Origin of the sequence: Fimbriimonas ginsengisoli Gsoil 348, assembly GCF_000724625.1 — a bacterium.
Taxonomy (GTDB): Bacteria; Armatimonadota; Fimbriimonadia; order Fimbriimonadales; family Fimbriimonadaceae; genus Fimbriimonas; species Fimbriimonas ginsengisoli.
On record NZ_CP007139.1, the window covers coordinates 930,454 to 955,398 of the forward strand.

The following is a 24,945-nucleotide window of genomic DNA, read 5'->3' on the forward strand; positions in this document are numbered from 1 at the left end:
CCATGATCTGCTGTACCAAAGGTACAGCAGAATCTCCCTCACCCCCAACCCCCTCTCCCTCGTTCGGCACATACATCCGAAGGAGGGAGAGGGGGCTCCGGAGGTTACTTTGCCGCCCACGAGCGCAAACGGGTCCGTAGCCGCGCTCCCTCCCGGCGGTTCCCAAGCAGAGTCGGCAACTCTCGCGGCTCGACCATGAGGCGGATCGGCTTCTCCCCGACTTTTCCTTCCACCGACACCCACCGACCCAAACCTAGCAAGGAATGGACGTTGGCGCGGAAACGCACCTCGCTCACGTCCGCCCGCAAGACCTCTACTGTTCGCGACTCGGAGAGGAAGCGGAGACGGTCGTCGGTTACTTCGAGAAATCCGATGTCCTCGTGAGGGTCGACGGTGCTGGAATAGCGGGGGGTGGCGAAACCGACGAACCATTTTTCACCGGCGAGCGTTTCTCCGTTCGCATGGAGGATTCTTTCGAGCTGGGCGCGCATGCGGCGGTTCTCGAACAAGCCAAACCGGTTCAGGGCGAACCAACCGACAACGGTGCCGGTCACCAAAAGCGCAAGCCCCCCGCCTAGAACCTCACTTTTGACCGCCATCCACGCCAAGCCCGAGACCGCGAAGGGGAGCCAGAACAGCGCGGGCACAAGGTTGCCCATGATCTTTCGCCGCGAGGTCCAGACTGTGGGAGGAGCCACCCGCGCATGTTACACTCATAGGGTCTTCTATGAAAGCCGACGGGGTTACACGGCTTTAAGGGATTTTGACTCGGGCGGGCCGCCCGAGATACTCATGGGCGAGCCGCCCATGCCACGGGAGAGGGACTGAATTGGGATTGAAAGTACTTAGCGCGGTCCCCGGCCCTACCAGCGTCGGACCGATTATCCGGCAGTTCTGCGGCCGTGGTGAAGGGGTGGTTACCGCGTTTTCGGACTCCGCGCTGCCGGTCTGCAAGCGGTTCGTTCAGGAGGACGACGCGGTCGAGGTGCTCGCCTTGGGCGAGGTGGTTTCCCGATTCCTGAGAATGTGCGGCGAGAGCGCCCAGCCGCTATCCCAAGCTGGGCAGGTGGAAGCCGCCATTGCTCGCGCCTGCCTAGAACTTCCCGCGGAGTCGCCGTTCTCGCGAACGGCGCGGTATCCGGGTCTGCATAAGGCGCTCAATCGGACCCTGAAAGAGCTGCACGAGTGGGAGATCGACCGCGATGAGATGCTGGATCTTGCGTCCGTCGCCACTCCCCGCCTCTCCGCCAAGCTCCAGTCGCTGGCGGAGATCGACAAGGAAGTCGATTCGGTGATGTTGGCGCTCGGACGCCAGAGCCACTCGGCCCAATTGCGGGCATGCTTCGATTCCCTGCCGGAGCGGGACGGAAGCTTCGATCGGCTGCTGATTCTCGCCGGGTCGGAAGAGTCGCCGTTGCGGCTGCGCTGGATCCAGTGGGCGGTGGACCAGGGAACGGATATCACGCTCATCGTGGAGCGTCACGCCGCCGATGCGCCGATATTTGCGGGCTCTCGCCGAACGTTGGAAGCGCTTGGCTTTCCCGGCATTCCCACCGGAGACGGCAACGCCCTCACACGGAACCTTTTTGCTCCCGATCTCACGGGCGGGCCGGGGGTGGACGTAGCGATCGTCAGCGCAGCCGATCCGCTCGCGGAGGCCGAGTGGGCGCTTCGCGGGTGCATGGAAGAGGAGCGGCCGGACCAAGCCGGGATCTACGTTCGAAATCTGGAAACGTACGCTCCGCTCATCGAAGCGGCCGCCAAGCGGCTCGGCATCCCGGTGAGAATCGCGCGGCGGGCTCCGCTCCTGACCAACTCTTTCGCCCGCTTAACGCTTGCCGCGCTCGAGTTTTGCGCCTCTAACGACGTGCGCACTCTGGGTCCGATCTTGCAAAGCAGCTACCTCGGCCTTACCGGCGAGGGGCAGGCGCGGCTGGCGTCCGGTCTGCGCGAGTGCCACTCAATGCGGTCCATGCAGTGGGAAACCTTACGGACCTGGGCGGACATTCATGAGGAAGAGTTCCCGTGGGTCGGAGCGCTACTCGAGTGGCGGCAGAAGGCGAGCGGCAGCCTGCTTCTGCGGGAATGGAAAGCGCTGGTGACGGAGCTGATCTGCGCCGACGAGCGGTTCCCCTGGAGCACCCGGATCATGGGGCGCGATCGCATGATGGCCGAACGCGACCGGCGAGCCCGGCATCAGCTCGAACGCCTGCTCGCCAACTTCGTCACCGTCGACGCCATCGTCGACGAGCGGTCGATGACTCTGTCCGAAGTCACCGCGATCTGCCGGCGGGTCTGGAAGGACGCAGACGTAAGCATTCCACCCAGCTCGGAAGTCGGCGTATGCGTCGCGGACGATCCTTACGCCCTTACCGACGTCGAAACCCTGCGCGTCATGGGGATGCTGGAAGGGGTCTTCCCTCGCCGCCGAAGCGAAGAGCCGGTGCTTACGGATTACGATCGAGAGGAGATCTCCAATCTCCGTCCCGGACATCCGCCGCTTCTGAATTCGCACGATAAGGCGGAAGCGGAGCGCGACGCCTTCTACCGGGTCTGTACCGCCGCGCGGCGGCAACTGGTGTTCAGCTATCCGCTGGCCGACGACTCGCGCGATAACATTCCGGCCTTCTATCTCACCGAGGTCGAGCGCGCTGCCGGCGGCCACGAAAAGGTGACCCGAAAGGACTGGGCTCGCACGCTTCTAGCTCCCCTGGGCGATGAATGCGTAACCGAAAACGACCGGATTCTGCGGCAATCGCTGGATGCCCCGCGCGAGTCTCCCTCCGCGGTCGAGCTGATCTCGCAAGCCGCGCGAGACGCCCTCCGTCCGGAACTCGGACATCGCTTCGCGCCGGGCGAGCTGCGCGACGCGCTGCAATGCCCGTTCCAGTACGCCTTGCGTCACCGGCTTCACCTCCGGGTTCGCCGTCGCGGCGCGCGGTGGCAATCGCTTCGCAAGCTGCCGCAGGCCTCGGGGTTGGTTGGGAAGGAGAGCCGCGAGCATGCGGAGCACGCACTGATCGAAGCGCTTCAGGCGGAGTTGGATTCGCTCTACTCGGAGGTGCCGGACTGGGAGATGCAGCTTTTGCGCGCCGGCGGGCGCCGGCTCATTCGTGAGTGGCTGCGTCGAGAGTTTCGGTCGCGCGAGATGTGGCCCAAGGAGATCGGAAGTATCCGCGGGAATGTCGCCTTCGGAGCCGACGGACTCCGGGATGCGATGCCGGGCGGCGTGCTTCTCGAAGGGGTGGTGCCGGCGGTCTCGCGGCACCAGCGCTACTCGGTGGCCCACCTCTACGGCTCCGGGGCCCGCGATCCAAAGAACCTCACGGAAGTCGAAAAGCTTTACTACGGGTTGTACTTCCTCGCCCTCCACGAGTCGGGGCGTGAGGGAGCGCTGGAGATCGAGTCGATGCGCGGCAAGCGCGAGCTCGTGGTGCTCACCCGAGCCGGCGGTCCGGTGAACGGGTTCGCGCAGGACGGGCTTTCGGTCGTCGATCTGGCGACCGCCGACGACCCGGCGCTGAGTAAAAAGATCTTCTTCGACGACGTCAAACGCGCCCTCAAGCGGGCGGTGGAACGGATCTACGATTCGCGGGTCGACGCGATGAAAGGGGACCACTGCGACTGGTGCGACTACGGCGAGCTCTGCCGCCGCTCCCGCGCCTTCGGCGAGGAAGACTCCCCATTCGGGACCGATGTGGTGTTCGAAGATGTGTAGCCTCATCTTTGCGTCTTCGCGCCTTTGCGAGACATTCCGTTCGGGGAGTTTCACGCAAAGGCGCGAAGACGCAAAGGGGGAGGTGGGAAGATGAGCAATGCTGCTCAGGCTTTAAGCCTGTCGACGGAGCAGAGCGATGTCGTGCAGACGCGGGAAGCCCACTTCTCCGTGGTGGCGGCCGCGGGCGCCGGGAAGACGTTTGTGCTCGTCGAGCGATACCTCCGCCATGTGGTGGAGGAGGATCTGCGGCCGGACCAGATCCTCACGATCACCTTTACCAAGAAGGCCGCCGCCGAGATGAAGCGGAGGATCGTGCGGCGTCTGCGCGACCAAGGTCTGAACGATCAGGCCCAAAACGCGGAAACCGGCCCGATTCAAACGATCCACTCCTTCTGCGAGCGGCTTCTTCGTGAGAACGCCCTCGAAGCCGGCCTCGACCCGAGCTTCGAGATCCTCACCGAGTCCCACTCCTCCCGCCTCGTCTCCGCCTGCGTACGGGAGGCACTCGCTTCCCCGCTCGACGACGAGCCCCAAGCGGAAGCGCTGATCTCGTTCCTCGCCGGTAAGCGCCCCGGCTTCGGTGAGAACAAATCGCCCTACGGAATCCTCGAGAGCGCGGTCGAAGCGGTGCTGCGCGATCTGCGAGGCAGCGGGTTCAGCCAGTTGCAGATCCAGCAATGGCATCTCGACCCCCGAACCCTTCGCGACCGTTGGGAGGATCTCCTCCTTCGCGAGCTATCGCCGAACGCCCAGGCCGCGTTCGCCAATATCGAGGCCGACTCGTTCCAAGAGCGGATGCAGCAGGCGCTGAAGTCGGTAGGCGAGAAGGTGCCGGGTTGGCTAAAGAATCGCCCCGACCTGCAGGCCGAGGAAGAAGCGCTGGAGCAGACCTGCGGTCTGGTTCAACTCGCCTGCGCGGCTTGGTGGCGACTCGACCGGGAGATGGATGCCGAGCAAGCGCTCGACTTCAGCGCGTTGGAAGAGAGGGCGGTGCGCCTCCTCGAGCGCTCGGAAGCAACCCGCGAGCGGCTTCAGCGCCAGGTCCAGGTCGTCATGGTCGACGAGGCGCAGGATCTGAATCCGATGCAGTACCGCCTGCTTCGGCGCATCGAAGCGTCTCGCGAGATGCTGGTGGGAGATGCCCAGCAGTCGATCTACGGATTCCGCCAGGCGGACGTCGAGTTGTTCGAGCGTCGCGCGGTCGAAGGCCATACCCTTCGTCTCTCCCGCAATTACCGCTCCGTGCCCGGCATCCTCAACTTCGTCGACTTCGTCTTCGGCCGCCTCTGGCACGAGAGCTACGTGCCGATGAGCAATCTCGACGCGCCGATGGATCTGGAGAACGACGTCCCCCGAGATTTCGCCGGAGTGGAGGTGTGGCGTCAGGCCGCCAACGACGCGGACGCCACCGCCACCTACATCCGCGAGCTGCTCGACGAGGGGATCGCCAAGAAGGACATTGCGGTGCTTGTCAGGGATGGCGGCGGAGCGCAGGCGATCGAAACCGGCTTGAAGGGGGTGGGCATCCCCGCTCGGGTTGCGGGCGGAACGGAGCGGTTTTACACCCGTTTGGAAGTTCGGGACCTCGCCAACGCGCTTCGCGCGGTAGCCGATCCGTACGACGACTTCTCGCTCCTCGCCTGCTTGCGGAGCCCGCTCGTGGGCCTCTCGTTGGACGCAATTACCCTGCTCGGCCGGGAGGCGGGAGTGGTCGAAAGGTTGGCGGAATTCGAGTCGCCGGTGGACGAGGACGGACCAAAGCTCGAGGCGTTCCTCCGCTGGTATGAGCGGCTACGCGGAATCGCCGACCGGCTCGCCGCATGGGAGGTGCTCGCCGAGATCTTTGCCAAGTCTGAGCTTCTCCCCGCACTTGCGCGCCGGGAAAAGCCGGAGCAGCTTCTTGCGAACGTCCGAAAGCTTCTCTCGCTGGCGACGCAAGAGCCGGACCTTGGCCCGCTCGAATACGCCGAGCGAATCCGGGAGATCCAAGATCTTCGCCACAAGGAGGGGGATGCGCCCGCCGACGAAGAGGATGCGGACGTCGTGACGATCATGACCGTTCACAAGGCGAAGGGGCTCGAGTTCCCAGTCGTGGTGCTCCCCCAGACCGACAAGCGGCTAGCGGCCAACGCCCGAGACCTCGTGGTCGAGCCGCGCATGGGTCTCGTCGCCACTAAATACGGAAAAGGTCAGTGCCTCATGCACAAGTTCCTCACCGAGCGGCGGAAGCGGCGCGACGAGGAAGAGGAACTCCGCGTGCTGTACGTGGCCCTGACCCGGCCGAAACAGCGGCTCTGCGTTTCCCTCTACCCGCCGCGCCGCGACCGGACGGTCTCGAAAATGCTCCAAGAGCTCCTCGGCGACCCACCCCCACCCGGAGTACGCGTGAGGGACTCGCAGGACCTTTCGCAGATGCCCGTCTAACGTGGCACTGGCTTCCAGCCAGTGGGTCCCAAGGGCATCCTGCCCTTGGCCCTTTCACACGACCAGGATGGTCGTGATACACACGGGCTGGAAGCGCCGTGCCACGGCCGCATTGGTCCCAACCCAGACCTTTCGACCTGCCAGAATATATTCACAGCCACGGAGGGAACCGCCGGACGAAACGGCAGCGTTTATCTTTCCGTACCGAGACGGTAGGTCTCGAGCTGAGTACCTCAATGTCGAGGATGCAACGCATCTGCCGGATGAGCGTCTGACGATGGACGCCCGACCCGCCTCGACCTTGTAGGAGAACTAATGACTGTCATATCACCCGTACGGAGTCCGCTTGACCCGCCGCGGGACCAATACGCTCTGATGACTCGCGAGAGTTATGCGATCCTTTGCTACGCGGCCAACGCCCTGGAAGCAGAGCGCCCGGCGTTCGACCCGGTAACGAATTTCGAGCACCTCGCCGAGCTGGTCTATTCGCTCGTCGAGCGGCTTATCTGGGCGGACGGCTGGCTCGATCCGGCCGAGTCCGACATGCTCGATGCGCTTCTCGAAGAGGATCGCCTACAGAGAGGCGCGCTCGTCGAGCGGCTTTCGAAAGGACCGGCCGATGACGAGATCCTGAAGCAAGTGCCCGAGTTCATCCGAGCCTGTCGGCGATACGACAGGGTGAACGGAACCCGGCTCGAGCCGACCGCGATTAACGCGCTCGACTCGCTGGGGATGGGCGTGCTCGCATCCGATCGGGAAATCACCACCCAAGAGTTCGACGCCCTCCGAGACGCCCTGGCCGCTTGCCATCGGTATCTCGAAACCCGCCCCAAATTGGGCTAAGGCGCCACCTCAACCATACAGCGGGCCGTACGTAGCGCAGGCGCGGTAGTCCGCGCCTACCGGGTCGAGGCCGCCGCCGAACCGGTGCCAAGCCGTTGGCCGGTATAGGTTGTCGCTCGGAACGTTGTGGAGGTCGACCGGGATCCGGAGCATGGCGGCGAGGGAAATCAGGTCGGCGCCGATATGGCCAACCGAGATCGCTCCGTGGTTGGCGCCCCAGTGCTCCATTACCGAATAGACGTCCCGGAAGGCCCCGTCTCCGCCGGTTCGGGGGACAAACCATGTGGTGGGCCAGCTTGGGCTCGTCCGCTCGTCGAGCGTTCGGTGCACCTCGTCGGGCAACGAGATCGTTTGGCCCTCGGCGATCTGTAGAACCGGACCGAGGTCACGAACCAAGTTGATCCGGAACATCGTGCACGGGATCCCGCCCAGGGTGGTGAAATCGGTAGACCAACCACCCGCCGGGAAGTACCCGAGATCGCTGGTGCACCACAGCGTGTCGTCGAGAGCCCGTCCCGCGTCGTCCGATGTGACATCCCACCAGGGCTTGAGGGCGTGGCCGGTCCAGTCGAGGGCGGTGGGTCCGGAGTTGATAAGGTGAAGGAAACCGCCGGCGGCCGCTCCGTCCAGGGTGTGACCGGTGACCCGCTTCACGGCGTCCGGCGACCAGAAGGTGCGGACGTCGGAGAACATCTGCGCGGTGCCGGTGAGCAGGTGCCCGAGCAGCATCGACGCTCCGTTGAGCGCATCGTTCTCGGTAGCGACGATATACGGTTGCCGGATGCCGTTCCAGTCGAACGACGAACAAAGGATCGCCTCGAGAAAGTCGCCGTTCGGGAAATGGTCCGACCACTGGCGCTGCCCCTGAAAGCCGCCGGCGATGGCGTTGTGCCCCTGGGCCTGTTCGGCGAATCCCATTTCCTTGAGGCGAGGGTTGCCGACCATCAGGTCTCGCGCAACGAGCGCCATTTTGACGCACGTTTCCCAGTCTTCGTCCTTTTGGTCTCGAGTTCGCTGCTTCTCCGGAGCGTTCCAATCGTGCCCCTCCTTACAGTTTTCCCGCACCCAAGCGAGGGCACGCTGGTACTCCTCCTTATCGAACATTTCCTTGGCGATGCGGCCAACGAATTCGGTCATGTCGACCGACTCGACCCGCATTCCGAAGTACCGCTCGAACAGCTCGTGATCGACGATGGAGCCGGCAATCCCCATGCTCACCCCGCCCATGGCTAGGTATGCCTTGCCGCGCATGGTGGCTACCGCCAACCCGCCGCGAACGAATCGGAGGATCTTCTCTTTCACGTCCTCCGGGATGTTCGTATCGCCGAGGTCCTGGACATCCCGGCCGTAGATGCCGAAGCAAGGAAGCCCCTTTTGATTGTGCCCGGCCAACGTGGCGGCGAGGTAGACCGCGCCAGGTCGGTCGGTCCCATTAAAACCCCAAATCGCCTTGGGAAGCAGCGGATCCATATCCATGGTCTCGCTGCCATAGCACCAGCAGGGGGTGACCGTGAGGGAGACGCCGACGCCTTCCCGTTGAAATTTCTCGGCGCAATCCGCGGCTTCGGCGAACCCGCCGATGCAGGTATCCGCGATGACGCACTCCACCGGGAGCCCACACGAGTGGCGGAGGTTTGCGGAGATCAACTCGGCGGTGGCCCGCGCCATTTCCATGGTGAACCCTTCGAGCGACTCTCGTACGCCGCCGAAACGGCCGTCGATCGCGGGGCGAATACCTACTTTCGGCATGCTGCCTCGCAGACGGTTTGACGGCGGATTGATGCGTAGTGAATCGCGGGTGGTCATATCAGCAAATTACCAAGCCTGAGCCTTCGGTTGTTTTGCCGAATGTGGGTTTCCTGTGGAAAACTAGGCTCATTCCAGGTAGATTCGCGAGTTCCGAGGTCACAATCGTTTTTGTGACGCTTTCGCGGGGTTTTGCCCGTCCTGACTGACAGCGGGATCCCGTGCACGGATGCCCTTGGAATTTCTCTTTGGAGTGAGCATGCGACCAGAAAATCTTTTCGAAAATCAAGCGACCATCAAGGTCATCGGCGTCGGGGGCGCCGGCTCCAACGCCGTCAATCGGATGATCTCCGAGGGAGTCGTCGGAGTCCACTTCATCGCCATGAACACGGACGCCCAGGCCCTGGGCCAGAGCCGCGCGCCCAAGAAGATTCAGATCGGCGAGGGGCTCACTCGCGGTCTCGGCGCGGGCGGCAACCCGGAGGTCGGGCAGAAAGCGGCTCGTGAGAGTGAGAAGCAGATCCACGAGGAGCTCGAAGGGTGCGATATGGTCTTCATTACCGCCGGCATGGGCGGTGGGACCGGCACCGGAGCCGCTCCGGTGGTGGCAGACATGGCCCGGCGAATGGGGATTCTCACGGTCGGCGTCGTAACAAAGCCGTTCCTCTTCGAGGGACCCAAGCGTCGTCGTCTCGCCGAAGAAGGAGCGAAGCTGCTGCAGGCGCACGTCGATACGCTGATTACCGTTCCTAATGACCGCCTCCTCGGATTCGTGGAGAAACGGACGACGATGCAACAGGCATTCGCCGCGGCGGACGACGTGCTTCGGCAGGGCGTGCAGGGAATCTCCGACATCATCCTCCTGCCCGGAATCATCAACGTCGACTTCGCGGACGTTCGATCCGTGATGAGCAACGCCGGAGTCGCCCTGATGGGACTTGGAACCGGCGTCGGGGATCAGCGCGCTCGAATGGCCGCCCAGCACGCAGCGAACTCTCCCCTCCTGGAGACGAACATCCAGGGCGCCAAGAAGCTGCTGGTCAACGTGACCGCCGGCCCGGATTTCTCCATCGGCGAAGCTCACGAGGCGATGGAGTACATCTTGCAGTTCACGGACGCGGAGGATGCTGACATCATCCTGGGCCACGTGATGCGCGACACCGGAGATGGCGAAGTCTCCATCACGCTGCTGGCAGCGGGAATGGACCCGGGAAACGCGACACCGGCGAAGCAGGATCGTGAGGTCTTTGTCCAGCCGGCCACCTCCATGAACGCCGAGATGCCTCCTGCCTCGCCGCAACTGCGCCCCCAGGCTCAGCCGGTCATCCCCACTCCGATCCAGCTCGACGAGCTCGACCTCGACATCCCCACCTTCCTCCGCCGCCAACGCGGAGGGTAGCCACATTGCTCGATTGGGGATTGCTTGATTGCTAGATTTAACAGACGGCAATCCAGCAATCCAGCAATGGATCACCCGTCTTGTTTCCAAGAAAAGAGTCCCGGCGGTGTTCGGGAGAAAACTGGTCCAACGCTTCCCCGCCCCAAATTGGGCGGGGCTTTTTTGTTTTCCGTGGAAGGACAACCGAAATAGATGTACGTTGAACGGTGATGTCGGGCCTTCGCGATCTATTTCCTCAGCGCCCCGTCGCCGGGCAGGCGTACATATGGGATTGCGATCCGCTGGTGGTTGTCCACGCCGAAGACGGGGTCGCGTTTGCCGGGAAGGTTGAAGCCGAGTACGTTCCCGACGACGAGACGGGGCGCACGGGTTGGGTGAAGGCGTTGCGAGCCACGGAAACCGGTTGGACCCCGCAGCTTCGATTCAAACAACGGTTTGCCACCCAGCAAGTTCTCGACTTTCGAATGCAGAAGCGCCCCGGTCTCATCCTTATCGGCGAAGATGAAACGGGCGAAGCCTTCACGTGGTACATCAACGGCGAGGCCGACCGTTACCTTGTGAAGCCTCCGGAGATCCCGGCGATAGAAGAGGTCGACACCGACGCGGTCGCCCAGATCCTACGAACGCCAATCGATCGAGCCACCTGGGAAGTAAAGACCCTGCGCCTCCTGCACATCGTGCGCGAAGACGGTCTATGCCCGTTCTCCGGCCCAGCCCAAATCAAGGTCAGCCCATCATCGGCCCTGCCGGTGATCGAGCATTACACTTCCCTAGCCCGAAGCGATCTTGGCGGCTGGCCAGAGCTTTACGTCCTTTCCAAAGACCCCGGCAACGCATCAGGGATCGACGCGCACGGATTCGAGACCACCTGGTACTTCGACTCCGCCGCCGACCAATACCTCCATTCAATCCCCGCCTAGCGCCGCAGGCGCTTTGGAGTGCGCGAGCTTGCTCGCGCTTTTTCCACGCTGACCCCTTACGGTCTTAAACTGGAGCCATGCTCCGCGGGATGTCGGCCACCGTTCTTGCCTTCTTTACTTTGGTGAATCTGGCGTCAGCCCAAGACCGATTTCCGGACGTGCCGGACAACCACTGGGTCTACGAGTCGCTCTTGAAAATGAGGGCCCATGGTTTATTGCTTGGAGCGCCGTTGCTAGCCCCTCACGCTCACCTTCCGACGCCCACGCGTAGCGACCTTGCAAAGCTGACAGCGGCGGTTGTGGAACGAATGCGAAACGTCCTCCGGGCTAGTCAACTTGAAGACGAACGACTGGCGCAGTATCCCAAAGGTTGGGGAAAGAGGAAAGATACGGCCGCCGAAGCACGCCTCCGCCTTCTGAAAAGTCTAGACGAGATTCGCGAACAATGGCCGCCGTTGATCGAGGAGCTACGCCAGCTTGCCACTTTCTTCAAGCCTGAGCTCGCAGCGATTAATCGAGGATGGATCTTGCCAGAGATTAATTCGCTTAATGCGGAGATCTACCGCTTGAGAGTTGCCGACGTGGGACAGGCGAACGTGCGTTTCCATGATGTTCCACGCGGCCACTGGGCGGCCGAAGCAACTCAATTCCTAAAAGCAGAGGGAATTTTGCACGGGTACCACGATGCATTCTTCAGCCATGACGGACTTTCGGCTCCCTTTCCATCTATACCGAGCCACGCCGCAGTTTATGAAGCGCTTGCGAGGATCAAGAGGGCCGGTTTGATTCCGGGCCACGATCTATTTCTTACCCGCGAAGGCTTTAGCAGTGGCCCTCCCGCTAGTCGAATGGATTTTGCGATGGCGCTCGACGCGGCCTTTCAATCGGTGAAAAAGCTCGAGCAAAAATACGCTGACGCAGGATCAACTCCACCAGTTTCGGAAGCGATGAACCTCCTATTTGCCGAGAACGACCAAATCCGGCACGGCTCGTTCGTGCCGCCGTACTCCACCAGAAGACCCCTGACGGCGTTCGAGTGGTTGGTTCAACTATTCGCCCGGGAACTTCGCGAAAAAGGAGCCGATCCCGACCAAATGTGTGCCACCTCTAAAGCCCTACGTAACGAGCTCTTTCGCGTCGTCCCTGGGCGTCCGTACCCCTAATCTATTTGTAGCGCCACCATATTGGTCGGCCCCTGGTAAGACTAGGGGTATGTCATCTCATCCCGACTTCCTACCTACCGGTAACCCGACCGTAGGAGCACGCCGAAGTTACGGGAAGCTGCCGCTGAGCGAGCGGTTCGGCGTTGGTGTTCTCGGACTGCACGAAGGCCACACCATGCTCGTCGCGCTGCGCGCGTCGGGGCTTTGCCAGGCGGTTGCGGGTTGTGATCTGTCCCAAGAAAAACGGCAGGCCGCGATGGAAGCCGCGCCCGGGATCTTCATGACCGACGATTACGAGGCGATGCTGGCCCGGCCGGAGGTTCAGATCGTGGCGATCTATACGCCGGATCACCTCCACGCAGAACACATCGAGAGGGCATTCCGCGCCGGCAAGCACGTGATCTGCACCAAGCCGCTCATCAACGACCCGGCCGACGCGGAGCGGATACGCGCCGCCGCCAAGGAGAGCGGGATGCGCCTGATGGTGGGGCAGTCGACCCGCTTCGGGGAGTCGTTTCAACGGCAACGGGAGTTGTTCGAAGCGGGGCAATACGGAGAGATCGAGGTGGTGGACGCCCATTACAACCACCGGATGGACTGGTATTACAAGAAATCGCCCTGGACGATCGAGCACACGCACTGGGCTTACCTGGGATTGTCCCATCCGGTCGATCTCGTTCGTTGGTACCTCGGCCCGATTCGTGAGGTGCATGCATACGGGACGACGACGGCGGTGGGGCGAGAGGTGTCGCTCCCGAACCCGGACGCCGTCTCGGTGAACCTCATCGGCGAGAATGGCCGCATCGGGCGGGTCTTGGGGAATTACGGATTCCACGAGCTGCCGAAAGGCCGGGCTTTGATCGAGTGTTTCTTGATGGGATCGGAGGGGACTTCGCTGGCGCGGTATCCCGACCTGCGATTCACTACGACGACTCCGGAAGGGGGCGAAGTGGAAGAGGATTACGAGCACTCGATGGCCGGCTACTACTATCGGCACGAGTTGAAAGGGATGCATTACGGGGAGTTCTGCAATTACGCCGACTATTTCGCCTCGTGCCTGTTATCCGGGAAGCCGAATTCCCCAGATCTGGAGGAGGGCCTAGACACCGTGATGACCATGCGAGCGATCGTCGAATCACTGGAGTCGGGCAAGCCAGTGCAAATCAGAAGACCATAGCCGGAGCGCGGACGTCCCGTCCACCTCCCGGACCCCGGGCGTCTCGCCCGATTCCGGAGAGGGCCGCTCTGGAGAGCGACGGTCCAGTTCGGCACGACATTCGCCGCAGGCAATACACTTTAACCGTGCACGCGAGCGAGCTTTGGGGTTCCGATTCTCCTAAGGCAAAGCTTGCTCGTCTAGGCTTGACGCCCCTTTCGGCGCTCTATGCGCTCGGCTGGGAGGGATACCTGGCGATGTATCGCCTGGGAATCAAGCAGGCCCAAGAACCTCACTGCCCGGTGCTCTGCGTCGGAAACCTGGTCGTTGGGGGAGCGGGCAAGAGCCCGCTGACGCTGCACCTGGCCCAACTCCTCCGCGACATGGGGCGCGAGGTCGTCATCGGCTGCAGCGGGTACGGCGGGCCACATGCCGAGGCTGCCGCGCTCGCCCCATCGGGTCCACTCTCTTCGCGAGAGTGGGGAGACGAACCCGCAATGTTCCGGTGGCTGTTGCCGGACGTTCCATTGGTGGTGGGCCGGAGACGGGTACTGGCGGCGGAATTGGTCCAGCGGAGCCACCCGAACGCGGTGCTGGTGATGGACGACGGGTTTCAGCACTTGCCAGTGAGAAAGCACGTGACCTTGCTTCTCGATGAGCCGAACCCGAAGAATTCGCTTTGCCTTCCCGCCGGACCGTATCGGGAGCCGCGGTGGAACCGGAGGCGGGCCGATGAGGTGCTGCCGGGGAGGTTCCGAGTGGAAAGCGAACCTCTTTGCATCGCTCGACCGGACGGCGAGACCGTCTCTCCTCCGGTCGAGTATGCGTTGCTATGTGCGTTGGGCCAGCCGCAACGATTTATCGAAGCGGTTGAATCGGCGACGCGAAGAGCGGCAACCCCGGCGATCCGGTTGGCTGACCACGACCCGCTGGACGCGGGTACCCTCCTGGAGCGTTTGCCCACCGACCGGCCGACGATCGTAACGGCCAAGGATTGGGTGAAACTACGGGAGCGAGCCGACCTCGGCGAACGCGAATGGCTGATCGCCCGGCACTCGGTGCGCGTGGAGCCGGCGATCGAATTTCGGCAGTGGTTGGACGCAAAACTGGATGGACGATCGTCGAAAACGGCTACTGAATAATGTGGTGATCTGGGCCTTCGATCGCGGCCAGAAACGCTTTCTCACGAAAGACGTCGCCGTCGCAGAGCGCCGGGGCGCCCGTCTGGGGATGCTTTTCTACCGCCTCGACAAGAAGCACCGAGAGCGGACCCATTCGAATTTGGAGCTCGCCTTTCCCGAATGGACGCCCGAGAAGCGCGACGAAGTCGCCAAGGCGGTTTTCCGGCACTACGGCTTAGTCATGGGCGACTTCCTGCGCACCCCGATGCGAACCAAGGAAGAGGTTCTGGAGACGGCGGAGGTCGAGGGGTTCGATAATTTCCTCGTCGCGGAGGCGGCCGGCAAGGGAGTTCTGGTGGTAACGGCCCACCTCGGCAACTTCGAGCGATTCGGACACTATTGCACCGCCACCGGACGGCATATCAGCGTGGTGGCGCGCGACGCTAACCAATCGGAGATTCAAGAGCGGATCGCGGCGGTCCGCGCGAATACCGGAGTGGAGTTCATCTCGCGAGGCGAGGCGGCAAGACCGATCATGGTGAAGCTAAGGCGTAAGGAACTGATCGGCCTCTTACCGGATCAGAACACGGACGAAGCGTTCGTCCCTTTCTTCGGAAAGCCTTGCGGCACGGTGCTCGGACCGGCGGTTTTGCATCAGCGAACCGGGGCTCCGATCCTTCCCGCTTTTTGCGTTCGGACGGGAGTGGGACGCTACAAAATCATCGTGAAGGAACCGATCGACCTGGAAAATACGGAAAACGATCGAGAAGCTTTGATGACGCAGGTGAATTCTGTGCTGGAATCAGTGATTCGGGATTACCCTGAACAGTGGTTATGGATGCACGACCGCTGGAAGAGCGCCCGATTACGGGGCCTTTTGTGACGCCTATATGAGCGCCCCCCGCATTCTGCTCGTCCGATTCTCGGCGATCGGTGACTGCGTCATGGCGGCGTGGGCGGCCACTTCGATTCGTCGCCGATATCCAGACTCGTTCCTGTGTTGGGCGGTAGAGGCACGTTGCGCTCCCGTGATCGACCGAACCGATCTGGCCACCCAGGTCTGGGAACTGCCGCGAGACCGCTGGAAACGGGCGCGCTGGTCGCCTAAGACGTGGGCCGAGCAGGTGTCCGCGTATGGGCGGCTGCGACGCCTGAAGTTCGACATCGGCATCGATTTGCAGGGTCACTCGAAGACGGCGATTTGCCTTCGCCTTTCCGGCGCGAAGCGGCGGATTGCAGCCAAGGCAACCGACGCGTTCGCCGCGAAGCTCAACCCAGTTTTTGGGCAACGACCGGCGGAGATGCACGTCGTGGAATGGAACCAGCAGGTGCTGAGCGCGGCCGGCGATTTTCGCTTACCGGATGCGCCGATCATGCCGCGTCGCCAAGACGCCTTCGAAGCGATCCGCCGTCACATCGTGGAGGGGAAGCGTCTCGCGACGATCTCGGTGAGCGCGGGACAACCGGATAAGGCGTACCTGGCCGAGAATTGGCGGGTGGTTGCCGAAGCGCTTCTCGCGGATGGGTATCAGGTGGCCTACCTCGGCGGACCCACGGATTCGCCAATGAACCAAGAGGGGACCATCGATCTGGTTGGCAAGTTGCCCCTGAGCGAGACGTTGGCGGCGGTGCAGTGCAGCCACCTCCATCTTGCCGGCGACACCGGGACCGGACATATGGCCGCCGCGTGCGGCGTTCCGGTCGTTTCCGTTTTCGGACCTACCGATCCGGCCGTCTTCCGCCCCTACACCGACAACGGAATCGTGCTCCGAGATGGGCGGGAAACGTCGCTGGTTGCACCGGAACGGGTAATCCGTGCGGCGCACGAGCTGGTTCGGAGAGAGGATGCAGCGGTTTCTGATTAGCCGGCTGTCCGCCTTGGGCGACACCGTGTGCTCATTGCCGGCGGCGGCGGCTCTCAAGAAGACTTTCCCGGAGTGCCACATCACTTGGACCGTGGATCCCCGCTTTGCCGGAATCGTCGAGTGCTGCACGGCGGTGGACGAGGTATTGCGGGTTAAGCCGTCGTTGCGAAGCATCCCGGTTTACGACCACGCGTTCGATGCGGCGCTGGACTTGCAGGGGCTTCTCAAGAGCGCTCTATGCATCGCCCGAGCCAAGGCGGATCGAAAGGTCGGCTACCACTGGCAGCGGGAAGGCGCGGCCCTCTTTTCGGAAAAGATCCTGCCCGACCCGTCGTCCTTCCACGTCGTCGACCAATACGTCGACGTCGCACGGGCGCTGGGAGCCGAGTGTCACCGAGCCGACTTTGCTTTGAAACCGAAAGAGGAGGACATATTGTCCGTCCGACGGAAGTTGAAAGAGCGTGGGGTCGTCGGGCGAATCATGGTCGTCAACGCCGGCGCGGGTTGGGCGACGAAGCGGTGGCCCGCGGAGCACTTTGCCCGGGTCATCGACGCCGTTCAGGCGGAAGGCGTACAGGCGGTTTTGGTGGGAGGCAAGGCAAAAGCGGACCGAGCCGCGGCGGCGGAGGTAGTCGCACGTTGTGCCACGGCTCCGGCCGATTTGCTGGGAGAAACGAACGTGTCCGAGTTGGTTGCGCTGATCCGCCTAGCTTCCGTGCATCTAGGCGGCGACACAGGAAGCACGCATATCGCAGCGGCCCTCGATACTCCGGCGGTGGGTTTGTACTCGATCACAAGGCCCCGCCGGTCGTGCCCGTACGGTCAGATCGACCGATGCCACTACGACCCTTCGGGTCTGGCAAATATCCAACCCAATGCCGTCCTTGAAACGATCCGTGGCATTCTATAGATATGTCAGCCCCAGAGAGTCATCCAACGGCAAGCCTGCACGATGCCCCTTTGCTTACCTTTGAGGAGATGCGGCAGCGATATGACGGCGAGTGGGTCTTGCTCGTCGACTATGAGATCGATGCGGGCACCAATGCCCTTATTCGGGACCGCGTTATCGCACATGATTACGAGGTTCAGAAGATCGAAGAGGTGGATCGCGAACTTGGTCTGACTAATGCGGCGTACGAGTGTTTCCGGGAACCCGGAGGCGGGACTATTCTGCTCCTATGAGGATTTCGTTCAATCCTCGTCGACACTGGCGCGGCAAAGACGATGATCAACGGATCCCGGCTTAGCCTGGTGGGAGTCGAACCTGAACCGGGGCTCTTTCAGGTGACGACCTCCGCGACCGATGTAAAGCAGATGCCAATGGCGCTGTTACCTTCACTCGCGTTAGGCGAACACCAAAGGACGAATTTGCCGGTGGTGGTGCACAACCTTCCGGGAGTTACAGAAATCGACGGTCTTCTGGGGATGGATTTTCTGGCCGGACTTCATATAAGCATCCGTATGCGGCATGGGATATTGACGTTGGGAGAGGATAGTGACACTCTCTGAAGCGCACCGGCGGCGGGCTGGAAAACGGCTCGTCTTTACAAACGGGGTGTTCGACATCCTGCATGCCGGGCACGTCCGCTATCTTGCCGAGGCGCGGGCGCTCGGCGATCTTCTCATCGTCGGCGTCAACAGCGACGCCAGTGTGCGTCGTTTAGCAAAAGGCCCAGGGCGGCCCGTGCACACCCTCGAGGACCGCATTGCGGTCCTGGAAGCGCTTCGTAGCGTCGACGGGGCGGTCGAGTTCGAAGAAGACACTCCCGAGGCGATCGTCGCCAATCTCCGACCGGAGGTGCACGTGAAAGGGGGCGATTACACGCCCGAGCGACTGCCGGAGGCGAAGATCGTGCTCGCCTATGGCGGCGAGGTGGTCATCCTGCCGCTTCTCGAGGGTCGCTCGACGACGAGGGCGCTGCAGGAGCTCGGACTGGAGTGAAGCTTTTCGATACCGACCCGTCGTTGCGGTGGCTCTTCTGCATGACTCACCCCGACGATGAAATCTCTATTTGCGCATGGATTCAAAGGCTGGTTCGGAACGGAAATCCGGTCTACATGAGTTGGACGCACAGCAACCCCACCCGAGAAGCGGAAGCCCGCGCCGTCGCCCATTTGCTCGGCGTGCCACCGTCGCGCCTCTTTTTCTATCAGGCCACGGATGGCTCCGCATGCAACGAGATCCCGACGCTCCTACCAAAATTTCGAGAAATGATGGAGATCGTGAAGCCCGACCGGGTTTGCTGCGGCGCTTTCGAACAAGGTCACATCGACCATGACACGACGAACTTCCTGGTTAACCACAGCTTCGCTGGGCCGGTCTTGGAGATTCCGTTCTACCACACCTACACCACCCGCCTCCAGACGATGAACCGGTTTAGCGACCCGCGCGGAGAAGAGGTGCTGGAGCTGGAAATGGACGAGAGGCGACTGAAGACGATGATCGCCCGGCAATTCCCCAGCCAGAACATCTGGAGCGTGCTACTGTGGTACGAGGTTTGGCAGAAAGCTCGCCTCCGTCCGATGGCGCTTACCAAAACCGAGCGAATGCGGCTCCAAACCCATCACAACTTCCTTCGTCCAAACCACCCTCCCCGGATCGCGAAAAAGATTCGCCGCTCTCCCACATGGCGTCGATGGCGCTCCGCGATGAGGTCGGCGCGGCGTCACATGGCGGAAAGCGGAAAGAATTCTGCGGAGCCAACGGCAAGTTTCAAGAACTGCATCCTTGGACCACCCCGTCTTCGTAGTGACGTTGCGAGTCAATGCACCATGAATCAATCCCACCCGGTTCCCATGCGCGGCTTCACCCTGATTGAGCTGCTCGTGGTCATCGCCATCATCGGCATCCTAGCCGCGCTGCTCTTCCCCGTGTTTGCCCGAGCCAAGGCGGCGGCCGGGGACGCGAAGACGATCAGCAACGCGCGGCAGCTCGGGATGGCCTTTGAGCTCTACCAAGAGAGTTGGGACGATGTGCTTCCCCAGGCGCCGGACGGTCTTCCAGGAAGCAACTTAGCCGGAGGCTGGATCAACTATTCTGTCTTTGGAGGGGCCGAAGCAGGATCTTTCATCCCTTCGCGCGGCGAACTGATGCCGTATGTGAAAACGAGCGAGATCTATAAGAGCCCGGCCGACAAAGACAGCAATCGGTCCGCCAACTCGTTCGCTATGAACGGATACTTGACGACTTGGACCGGGAACGGGATGAACCCTGGAAAGGCGGCGGGAACGATCGAGTTTCCGGCCTCAACGATGCTTCTTGGCGAAGAGGGTTGTGGAGGACCGAAGTTGGTCGGCTACGGCTACTCCAACGGGACCAACGATGGCTACTTCAATCCATCCACCGACCACTTCGCCAAGTTCCACCCCGCCGGCGCCGCCGTCGTATTCACCGACGGCCACGCCAAGATCATCCAAGCCGAAGACCATTTCGACGAAACCATCTGCGGAACCCCAACCCCCTGCTACCGTTAAGAAATTCCGGAGCCCCCTCCTCGTCGATGTTTGTGCGATGAGGAGGGGGTTGGGGGTGGAGAAATCCGGAAGGACCGCCGCTCTCCAGAGCGGCCATCCCGCGGATTCATCGGCGAGGCACCGACGCTACACGATCGCCTTGCGGCTCAGCTCCTCGCCACGGTTGATGCCTATCGGTTTGACCGACGCCACGTTCTCCGGAGCGTAATCAAGAAGCTGCAACCAGTCTTCCTGGGTGTCGCCCCGCGGGAAGATCTCGTTCTCCTTGTACTCCTGATTGGCCGCCTGCACCAGATCTTCCAAAGAAACCCCTGCTTCTCGCTTCGGATCGGCGATCGCCCGCTTGATGGCGGAATCTTTGGCCCGGTCGACGATGCTTTTCAGTAGCGCCCCCGACACAAGGTCTTTAAAGTAAAGCGTTTCGGAAGAACCGTTTCGCAGGAACACCTTCAGGAATTCCGTCTCTCGGTTTCGACGCCAGATGTGGTCGATGACTCCCTCGATGAGGTCCTTTCGGGCACAGTCGACCTCGCCGTTCCACTTTCGGAGGACGTCGGGGTCGATCGGAATTCGGTCATGGAGATAGATCCCAAGAATCTGGAGCGATGAGTCGCGATCGGGTCGCCGAACCTTTACCTTCCGATCGATCCGCTCGGGCCGGAGCACGGCGGGGTCGATATAGTCGGGCCGGTTCGAGGTCAGCATCAGAACGACGTTTTCCAGCGATTGAAGACCGTCGAGCTCGGCGCAGAACTGGGGAACGACGGTATTCGAGATGTTTAGATACCGTCCGCTCGAACGGGTGCGCAGCACCGACTCGGCCTCGTCCATGAAGATGAAGACGAGCCGCCCTTCCTTCGCCTTCTCACGCGCGGTCTTAAATATCTCGCGCACCATGCGCTCGGTCTCTCCGAGCCACATGTTCAGGATCTTGGGGCCGGAGATCGCCATGAAGTATTCCTTCACTTCCTTTCCGGTCTGTCGACTGTATTCGCGAGTGAGGTTATAGGCGGTCGCCTTGCCGATCAGCGTCTTGCCGCAACCCGGAGGGCCATAAAGCAGGATTCCCTTGATCGGCTTTTGCTCAAACTTGGCGAAGATCTCTGGATGGAGCAGCGGTTGCTCGATGGTGTCCCGGATAAGCCGGATCGCTTCCTGCTGACCGCCGACCTTCTCCCAGGGGAGCTCGGGGATCTGCTCGAGGAAGTAGTCCCGGCTCTCTTGCTTTTCGTAGTGCTCCAGCGCGATGCGACCGCTCGGGTCGACTCGGACCTCGTCGCCGGCGTTGATCTTCGTTTCTTTCAGCGCCTCGCCGCGGACGATCAGCCTTCCATCGGAGCCCGGAGTTTCGGAGCCGACGCGAAGGCGGCCGTCGGGGAGCGCCTCACCGACCTTGATCATCCCGCCGTTACCGCTGGGCGGGAGGAAGCCGACGACGGCGTAGGCGTCGTTCACCTTCACTCGAGCGCCGGTCGTAAGCCGATCGGAGTCGACCTTTGGATCGACTTGCGCGACAAATTCTTGGTCGCCGAGTGCGATCAGCGCGAGCGCCTCCGTTTGCTCGCCCTCTTGCTCCAGCCATTGCAGGAACACGCCGATCCGGTTAGCCGGGGCTGTGAGCTTGTTATAGGCTTCTTCGTACTCGGCCAGCAGCTTTTCGTTTTCTTCGCGATTTTTCGATTCGCTCTCCAGGGAGGTCCGCAACGCCGCGACGTAATTCTGGAGGCGGGGGTTGTCCTTCGGAGCCTGTTCAGCGATCTTGTCGACGAGCTCGAGGGACTGCGACCTCTCTTCCATTGCCATACATTAATCTACGCCAACCGCAGCCCATCGTTGAATGGAAGTGGGCCGGAATTCTCGATGAAGATCATAGGCCGCGAAAAGGATTTTCAATCCGAAGCCCTTCGACGACTTGCCCGCTCGGAAGATCTTCGGTCAGTAAGACCGTGCATCCTGCGCGCACGGCCGAAGAGACGACTAGGGCGTCATAGAAGCTGAATTCATACCGAGACCGAAGCCTCAGCGCTTCCTCGAAGAGCTCCGCATCCAGAAAAACCCGGCAAAGAGGCATGAGATAGAGTCGCATGAACTCCGCCGCCCGTTCCTCGCTCATCGGCTTGGAAAACTTCCGGGTCGCGACATTGAGAAACTCCTGCACCACCTGATAACTCGTCGACCCGGTCCCCAAGTCGAGGCACGTCTGCACGAGGTCCACGGCGCGATCCTGTTTCGCCGGCGCCCTATCGTCGTGGATGTAGACGAAGACGTTGGTGTCGAGAAACGGATCAGCGCCGCTCATTCGCCTCTTCGCGGGAGAAGTGCCGCCCCGACTGGATCGGTTCACCCGCCGCAAGGAACTCTCGAATCGTCGGCTTAGCGGGTGTGCGTGATCCGTACAGTTCCAGCCACTCGCGAAACGCGTCGTTAAGCGTCGTATTCCGCTCCCGCGCGACCAGCCGAGCCTGATCGATTAGTTCCGCCTCCGCGCTCAGAGTCACGTTCCTAAGGCTTGATGTTTTCGTGCGCACTACTCATAGTGTACACGAATGTTTCCAATTCTTATACCTCCCTCACCCCCTCTCCCTCTTTCGGATTGTGCCGAAGGAGGGAGAGGGGGTGAGGGAGTCCGGTCCGGAAGGACCGCCGGTCTCCAGGCTGTCCCCGGCAGGCGACGAACTTTTACCGCTCAACGCCGATTGCTTCGATAAGGTGGTTAGGCAAAAGATGTAAAAGGGAGGACTCCTTCCTAGAGTTACAATGCATAGAGTTCGGTCCAGCCATGTTCTTCCAGCCTTACTACCTCGCTTGCCTCGCCCACGCCTCCTACATGATCGGTGATGGCGGTGAGGCCGTGGTCGTCGATCCGCAACGCGACGTCGACGACTACATTTCGGATGCGGCGGCGGCCGGGCTTCGGATCGCTCACATCATCGAAACCCACCTGCACGCCGACTTCGTCTCCGGACACGTCGAGCTCGCCGAACGAACCGGTGCCACGATCCACGTCTGCCATCTGGCAAACGCGGAATATCGTCACAACCCGGTACGCGATGGCGACGAGATCCACGTCGGCGGACTGACCTTGCAAATATTGGAAACCCCCGGCCACACCCCGGAGAGCATCTCGATCGTCGCCTACGACGAGGGAGCGCCGGCAAAGCTGTTCTCGGGAGATACCCTCTTCATCGGCGAAGTCGGCCGCCCGGACCTCGCGGGCTGGCGGGGCCACTCGCGCGATGAGATGGCCTTGGACATGTTCAGATCTCTTCGCGATAAGATCCTGACCCTGCCCGACTCGGTCGAGGTCTGGCCCGCCCACGGAGCCGGCTCCGCCTGCGGCAAGTCGATCTCCGACGAGCGGACCAGCACCCTAGGACGCCAAAAGCGGGAAAATTGGGGCCTGCGCATGGTCGCCGAGGGAGATCAAGCGGGATTTCTTCGCGAGCTCACATCCGGCCTCCCAAGCATTCCCGCCTACTTTCCTCACGACGTCGTCACCAATCGGCGCGGCGCCGCCTCCATCGACCAGGTCACGAACGTGGCCCGCGCCCTCTCGGCCGATGAAGTCGAGGCCGAGGTGACCGCCGGCGCCGTCCTGCTCGACACCCGTTCCTCCGACAACTTCGCCCGAGGTCACATCGCGGGATCGATTAACGTTCCCATCGAAGGAAAATTCGCCCCCTGGGTCGGCGTTGCCGTAGCCAGCGATGCTCGCCTCGTGCTGGCGACCGACGAAGGAAAGCAGGACGAGGCGGTCATGCGCCTCACGCGGATCGGCTACGACAAGATCGCGGGTTGGCTTAACGGAAGCATCCGGCTTTGGCGAGCTTCCGGACGGCCTCTATTCTCCTTTGCCCAGGTCTCCGGCGCGCGCCTCGCCGACCGGTACCAAGCCGGCGTCAGCCGTCCGATTCTCGATGTACGCACGTCGGGAGAGTGGTTGGAAGGCCATATCGAGGGCTCGATCCATATTCCCCTGTTGGAGCTCTCCGCGCGGATTGAAGAGGTACCGTTCGGCCCCCTTACCGTAGTGTGTGGTTCCGGTTACCGATCGTCGATCGCCTGTTCCCTTCTCGCGCGAAATGGATGGACGGACCTGGAAAACGTCGACGGCGGCTGGACCGAGCTTGGCCCTGCTCTCGCCAGACTCTGACCCCTCTATTCCCTGGCGAGCGACCCCACGACGATCTCGACGAACTGGCGGACCTGGGCGGCCGTAACCTCGCACGATTCCACCTGTTTCCCGAACCGCGCCGCCCGCTGGTACGCCTCGCCCGGATTGATGGACGCCGCCCGCGCCACCTCCGCCTCTCCCAGTCCGGCGACGTGGAGCATCGCGTAAAGCGCTAAATCTTGAGGGGTCGACCGGGTGAACTGCGCCCGAGACGCCTCCGCGATTTTCAGCATCTTCAGCTTGAGGTCCCAGGCGCTATTGTCCGCGAAGAACGGGTCCAAAACCCCCAGCGCCCTAAGCGTTTCATTCGCGTCCACCCAAGACACGCCCGAGGCGCGAAGACGCTTCAATGCTCCTGCCAGCGTACGCCCGTTCCCGTGCATCCGATCGGCCAAAATCTTAACAAGCCGCGGCGATAGCGCCAGCCCTTCCGCCACGCTCATTTGGTTGAGTAGGCAAACTCTTTCCGCCGGCTGCGGCTCGTGAATCGTCGCGATCGTCCAGTCGCGAGGGCAAGGTAAGAACGTTTTCAATTGCCGGGTCGGCTTGGGCGACGTAAAGACGAGAATCGCCGGACGACTGGACCGGACGCGTCGCTCGAGCGCCATCCGCAACGCCATCCGCTGGCGCGGTTTTCCCATCACTTCTTGGACGTCGTCCAGCAAAAGTGCCCGGCCAGATTCAATTCGCGATGGACTTGCCAAGAATTCCTGAACCCCGATCGGCTCCACTTCCTTCTGCCCATCCAACGAAAGCCGATACGCGACGGCGCGAAGAAGGTGCGATTTCCCCCACCCGCTCGGGCCTACGACGGCCACCAACGGGCTGTAACCCGCGCAAAACAGAAGCGCGGCTTCGATCGCCTCGACGTTGGAAGGGAGCGCCGCAAGCGAGGAGAAAGAAAGCTCTCTCTGCTCAAATAACACGTCTGAGAGCCTTGGC

Annotated in this window: 22 protein-coding genes; 16 read left to right on the plus strand and 6 right to left on the minus strand. The window is 62.0% G+C overall.

Going from position 1 to position 24,945, the window contains the following annotated elements; genetic code table 11:
* Window positions 1-104: 104 nt before the first annotated feature.
* A complete protein-coding gene (locus OP10G_RS04290; RefSeq protein WP_144240989.1) occupies window positions 105-698 on the minus strand; it encodes a hypothetical protein in 594 nt (197 codons plus the stop codon).
* Window positions 699-835: 137 nt separating this feature from the next.
* On the opposite strand from OP10G_RS04290, the gene OP10G_RS04295 reads away from it, so the two are divergent.
* The 3 genes from OP10G_RS04295 to OP10G_RS04305 all read left to right on the plus strand — a co-directional run bounded on the left by OP10G_RS04295 (window position 836) and on the right by OP10G_RS04305 (window position 6,985).
* Complete coding sequence (locus OP10G_RS04295; protein WP_144240990.1) at window positions 836-3,718, plus strand: PD-(D/E)XK nuclease family protein; 2,883 nt, start codon at window positions 836-838, stop codon at window positions 3,716-3,718.
* A gap of 90 nt (window positions 3,719-3,808) precedes the next feature.
* Entirely contained in the window at window positions 3,809-6,142 is a 2,334-nt protein-coding gene (locus OP10G_RS04300; protein WP_025227115.1) for a UvrD-helicase domain-containing protein, read from the plus strand.
* A gap of 375 nt (window positions 6,143-6,517) precedes the next feature.
* On the plus strand, window positions 6,518-6,985 hold the full coding sequence (locus OP10G_RS04305) for a hypothetical protein (protein ID WP_025227114.1): 468 nt from the start codon (window positions 6,518-6,520) through the stop codon (window positions 6,983-6,985).
* A 9-nt stretch (window positions 6,986-6,994) separates the two neighbouring features.
* Here the strand turns inward: OP10G_RS04305 and OP10G_RS04310 are convergent, their stop codons facing one another.
* Window positions 6,995-8,791, minus strand: coding sequence for an L-fucose isomerase (locus tag OP10G_RS04310; protein WP_052547536.1), 1,797 nt, complete (start codon window positions 8,789-8,791; stop codon window positions 6,995-6,997).
* Window positions 8,792-8,990: 199 nt separating this feature from the next.
* Here OP10G_RS04310 and ftsZ point away from each other — a divergent pair, with 199 nt between their 5' ends.
* From ftsZ to OP10G_RS27700, 12 genes are all read left to right on the plus strand, one after another.
* A complete protein-coding gene (gene ftsZ / locus OP10G_RS04315) occupies window positions 8,991-10,130 on the plus strand; it encodes a cell division protein FtsZ (protein WP_025227112.1) in 1,140 nt (379 codons plus the stop codon).
* A gap of 209 nt (window positions 10,131-10,339) precedes the next feature.
* Window positions 10,340-11,050, plus strand: a complete 711-nt coding sequence (locus tag OP10G_RS04320; RefSeq protein ID WP_025227111.1) for a hypothetical protein — start codon at window positions 10,340-10,342, stop codon at window positions 11,048-11,050.
* A gap of 308 nt (window positions 11,051-11,358) precedes the next feature.
* Window positions 11,359-12,213 carry a hypothetical protein gene (locus OP10G_RS04325; RefSeq protein ID WP_144240991.1) on the plus strand — a complete coding sequence of 285 codons (855 nt, stop codon included), beginning with the start codon at window positions 11,359-11,361 and terminating at the stop codon, window positions 12,211-12,213.
* A 49-nt stretch (window positions 12,214-12,262) separates the two neighbouring features.
* Entirely contained in the window at window positions 12,263-13,390 is a 1,128-nt protein-coding gene (locus tag OP10G_RS04330) for a Gfo/Idh/MocA family protein (protein ID WP_025227109.1), read from the plus strand.
* A gap of 125 nt (window positions 13,391-13,515) precedes the next feature.
* Window positions 13,516-14,511 (plus strand): tetraacyldisaccharide 4'-kinase, encoded by a 996-nt coding sequence (gene lpxK, locus OP10G_RS26675; protein ID WP_025227108.1) that lies wholly within the window; start codon window positions 13,516-13,518, stop codon window positions 14,509-14,511.
* Window positions 14,480-15,373 (plus strand): lysophospholipid acyltransferase family protein, encoded by an 894-nt coding sequence (locus OP10G_RS04340; protein ID WP_084178807.1) that lies wholly within the window; start codon window positions 14,480-14,482, stop codon window positions 15,371-15,373. Before lpxK ends, OP10G_RS04340 begins: the two co-directional genes overlap by 32 nt.
* A 7-nt stretch (window positions 15,374-15,380) precedes the next feature.
* A complete protein-coding gene (locus OP10G_RS23955; protein ID WP_025227106.1) occupies window positions 15,381-16,355 on the plus strand; it encodes a glycosyltransferase family 9 protein in 975 nt (324 codons plus the stop codon).
* Window positions 16,336-17,265 carry a glycosyltransferase family 9 protein gene (locus tag OP10G_RS04355; RefSeq protein ID WP_025227105.1) on the plus strand — a complete coding sequence of 310 codons (930 nt, stop codon included), beginning with the start codon at window positions 16,336-16,338 and terminating at the stop codon, window positions 17,263-17,265. The genes OP10G_RS23955 and OP10G_RS04355 overlap by 20 nt, the downstream gene beginning before the upstream one ends.
* Window positions 17,266-17,315: 50 nt before the next feature.
* Window positions 17,316-17,537 carry a hypothetical protein gene (locus OP10G_RS04360; RefSeq protein ID WP_144240992.1) on the plus strand — a complete coding sequence of 74 codons (222 nt, stop codon included), beginning with the start codon at window positions 17,316-17,318 and terminating at the stop codon, window positions 17,535-17,537.
* Window positions 17,538-17,549: 12 nt separating this feature from the next.
* Complete coding sequence (locus OP10G_RS27790) at window positions 17,550-17,864, plus strand: aspartyl protease family protein (protein WP_227625121.1); 315 nt, start codon at window positions 17,550-17,552, stop codon at window positions 17,862-17,864.
* Window positions 17,851-18,297 (plus strand): D-glycero-beta-D-manno-heptose 1-phosphate adenylyltransferase, encoded by a 447-nt coding sequence (rfaE2, locus tag OP10G_RS04370; RefSeq protein ID WP_227625059.1) that lies wholly within the window; start codon window positions 17,851-17,853, stop codon window positions 18,295-18,297. Before OP10G_RS27790 ends, rfaE2 begins: the two co-directional genes overlap by 14 nt.
* Window positions 18,294-19,829 carry a PIG-L family deacetylase gene (locus OP10G_RS27700; protein ID WP_025227103.1) on the plus strand — a complete coding sequence of 512 codons (1,536 nt, stop codon included), beginning with the start codon at window positions 18,294-18,296 and terminating at the stop codon, window positions 19,827-19,829. The genes rfaE2 and OP10G_RS27700 overlap by 4 nt, the downstream gene beginning before the upstream one ends.
* A gap of 126 nt (window positions 19,830-19,955) precedes the next feature.
* Here OP10G_RS27700 and OP10G_RS04380 read toward each other — a convergent pair whose 3' ends face one another.
* From OP10G_RS04380 to OP10G_RS04390, 3 genes are all read right to left on the minus strand, one after another.
* Complete coding sequence (locus OP10G_RS04380) at window positions 19,956-21,626, minus strand: AAA family ATPase (protein WP_025227102.1); 1,671 nt, start codon at window positions 21,624-21,626, stop codon at window positions 19,956-19,958.
* Between the two features lie 70 nt (window positions 21,627-21,696).
* Window positions 21,697-22,128 (minus strand): PIN domain-containing protein, encoded by a 432-nt coding sequence (locus tag OP10G_RS04385; protein ID WP_025227101.1) that lies wholly within the window; start codon window positions 22,126-22,128, stop codon window positions 21,697-21,699.
* Window positions 22,115-22,357, minus strand: coding sequence for a hypothetical protein (locus tag OP10G_RS04390; protein ID WP_025227100.1), 243 nt, complete (start codon window positions 22,355-22,357; stop codon window positions 22,115-22,117). Before OP10G_RS04390 ends, OP10G_RS04385 begins: the two co-directional genes overlap by 14 nt.
* A 251-nt stretch (window positions 22,358-22,608) precedes the next feature.
* On the opposite strand from OP10G_RS04390, the gene OP10G_RS04395 reads away from it, so the two are divergent.
* On the plus strand, window positions 22,609-23,982 hold the full coding sequence (locus OP10G_RS04395; protein ID WP_025227099.1) for an MBL fold metallo-hydrolase: 1,374 nt from the start codon (window positions 22,609-22,611) through the stop codon (window positions 23,980-23,982).
* Between the two features lie 5 nt (window positions 23,983-23,987).
* Here OP10G_RS04395 and OP10G_RS04400 read toward each other — a convergent pair whose 3' ends face one another.
* A complete protein-coding gene (locus OP10G_RS04400; RefSeq protein ID WP_025227098.1) occupies window positions 23,988-24,929 on the minus strand; it encodes a DnaA ATPase domain-containing protein in 942 nt (313 codons plus the stop codon).
* Between the last annotated feature and the right edge of the window lie 16 nt (window positions 24,930-24,945).

What these genes read in the sequence shown, in the direction of transcription:
- OP10G_RS04300 (WP_025227115.1), top strand. Translation starts at nt 3,809, where the DNA reads ATGAGCAATGCTGCTCAGGCTTTAAGCCTGTCGACGGAGCAGAGCGAT.
- OP10G_RS04305 (WP_025227114.1), top strand. Translation starts at nt 6,518, where the DNA reads ATGACTCGCGAGAGTTATGCGATCCTTTGCTACGCGGCCAACGCCCTG.
- OP10G_RS04310 (WP_052547536.1), bottom strand. Translation starts at nt 8,791, where the DNA reads ATGACCACCCGCGATTCACTACGCATCAATCCGCCGTCAAACCGTCTG.
- ftsZ (WP_025227112.1), top strand. Translation starts at nt 8,991, where the DNA reads ATGCGACCAGAAAATCTTTTCGAAAATCAAGCGACCATCAAGGTCATC.
- OP10G_RS04320 (WP_025227111.1), top strand. Translation starts at nt 10,340, where the DNA reads ATGTCGGGCCTTCGCGATCTATTTCCTCAGCGCCCCGTCGCCGGGCAG.
- OP10G_RS04325 (WP_144240991.1), top strand. Translation starts at nt 11,359, where the DNA reads ATGCGAAACGTCCTCCGGGCTAGTCAACTTGAAGACGAACGACTGGCG.
- OP10G_RS04330 (WP_025227109.1), top strand. Translation starts at nt 12,263, where the DNA reads ATGTCATCTCATCCCGACTTCCTACCTACCGGTAACCCGACCGTAGGA.
- OP10G_RS04340 (WP_084178807.1), top strand. Translation starts at nt 14,480, where the DNA reads ATGGACGATCGTCGAAAACGGCTACTGAATAATGTGGTGATCTGGGCC.
- OP10G_RS23955 (WP_025227106.1), top strand. Translation starts at nt 15,381, where the DNA reads ATGAGCGCCCCCCGCATTCTGCTCGTCCGATTCTCGGCGATCGGTGAC.
- OP10G_RS04355 (WP_025227105.1), top strand. Translation starts at nt 16,336, where the DNA reads ATGCAGCGGTTTCTGATTAGCCGGCTGTCCGCCTTGGGCGACACCGTG.
- OP10G_RS04380 (WP_025227102.1), bottom strand. Translation starts at nt 21,626, where the DNA reads ATGGAAGAGAGGTCGCAGTCCCTCGAGCTCGTCGACAAGATCGCTGAA.
- OP10G_RS04385 (WP_025227101.1), bottom strand. Translation starts at nt 22,128, where the DNA reads ATGAGCGGCGCTGATCCGTTTCTCGACACCAACGTCTTCGTCTACATC.
- OP10G_RS04395 (WP_025227099.1), top strand. Translation starts at nt 22,609, where the DNA reads ATGTTCTTCCAGCCTTACTACCTCGCTTGCCTCGCCCACGCCTCCTAC.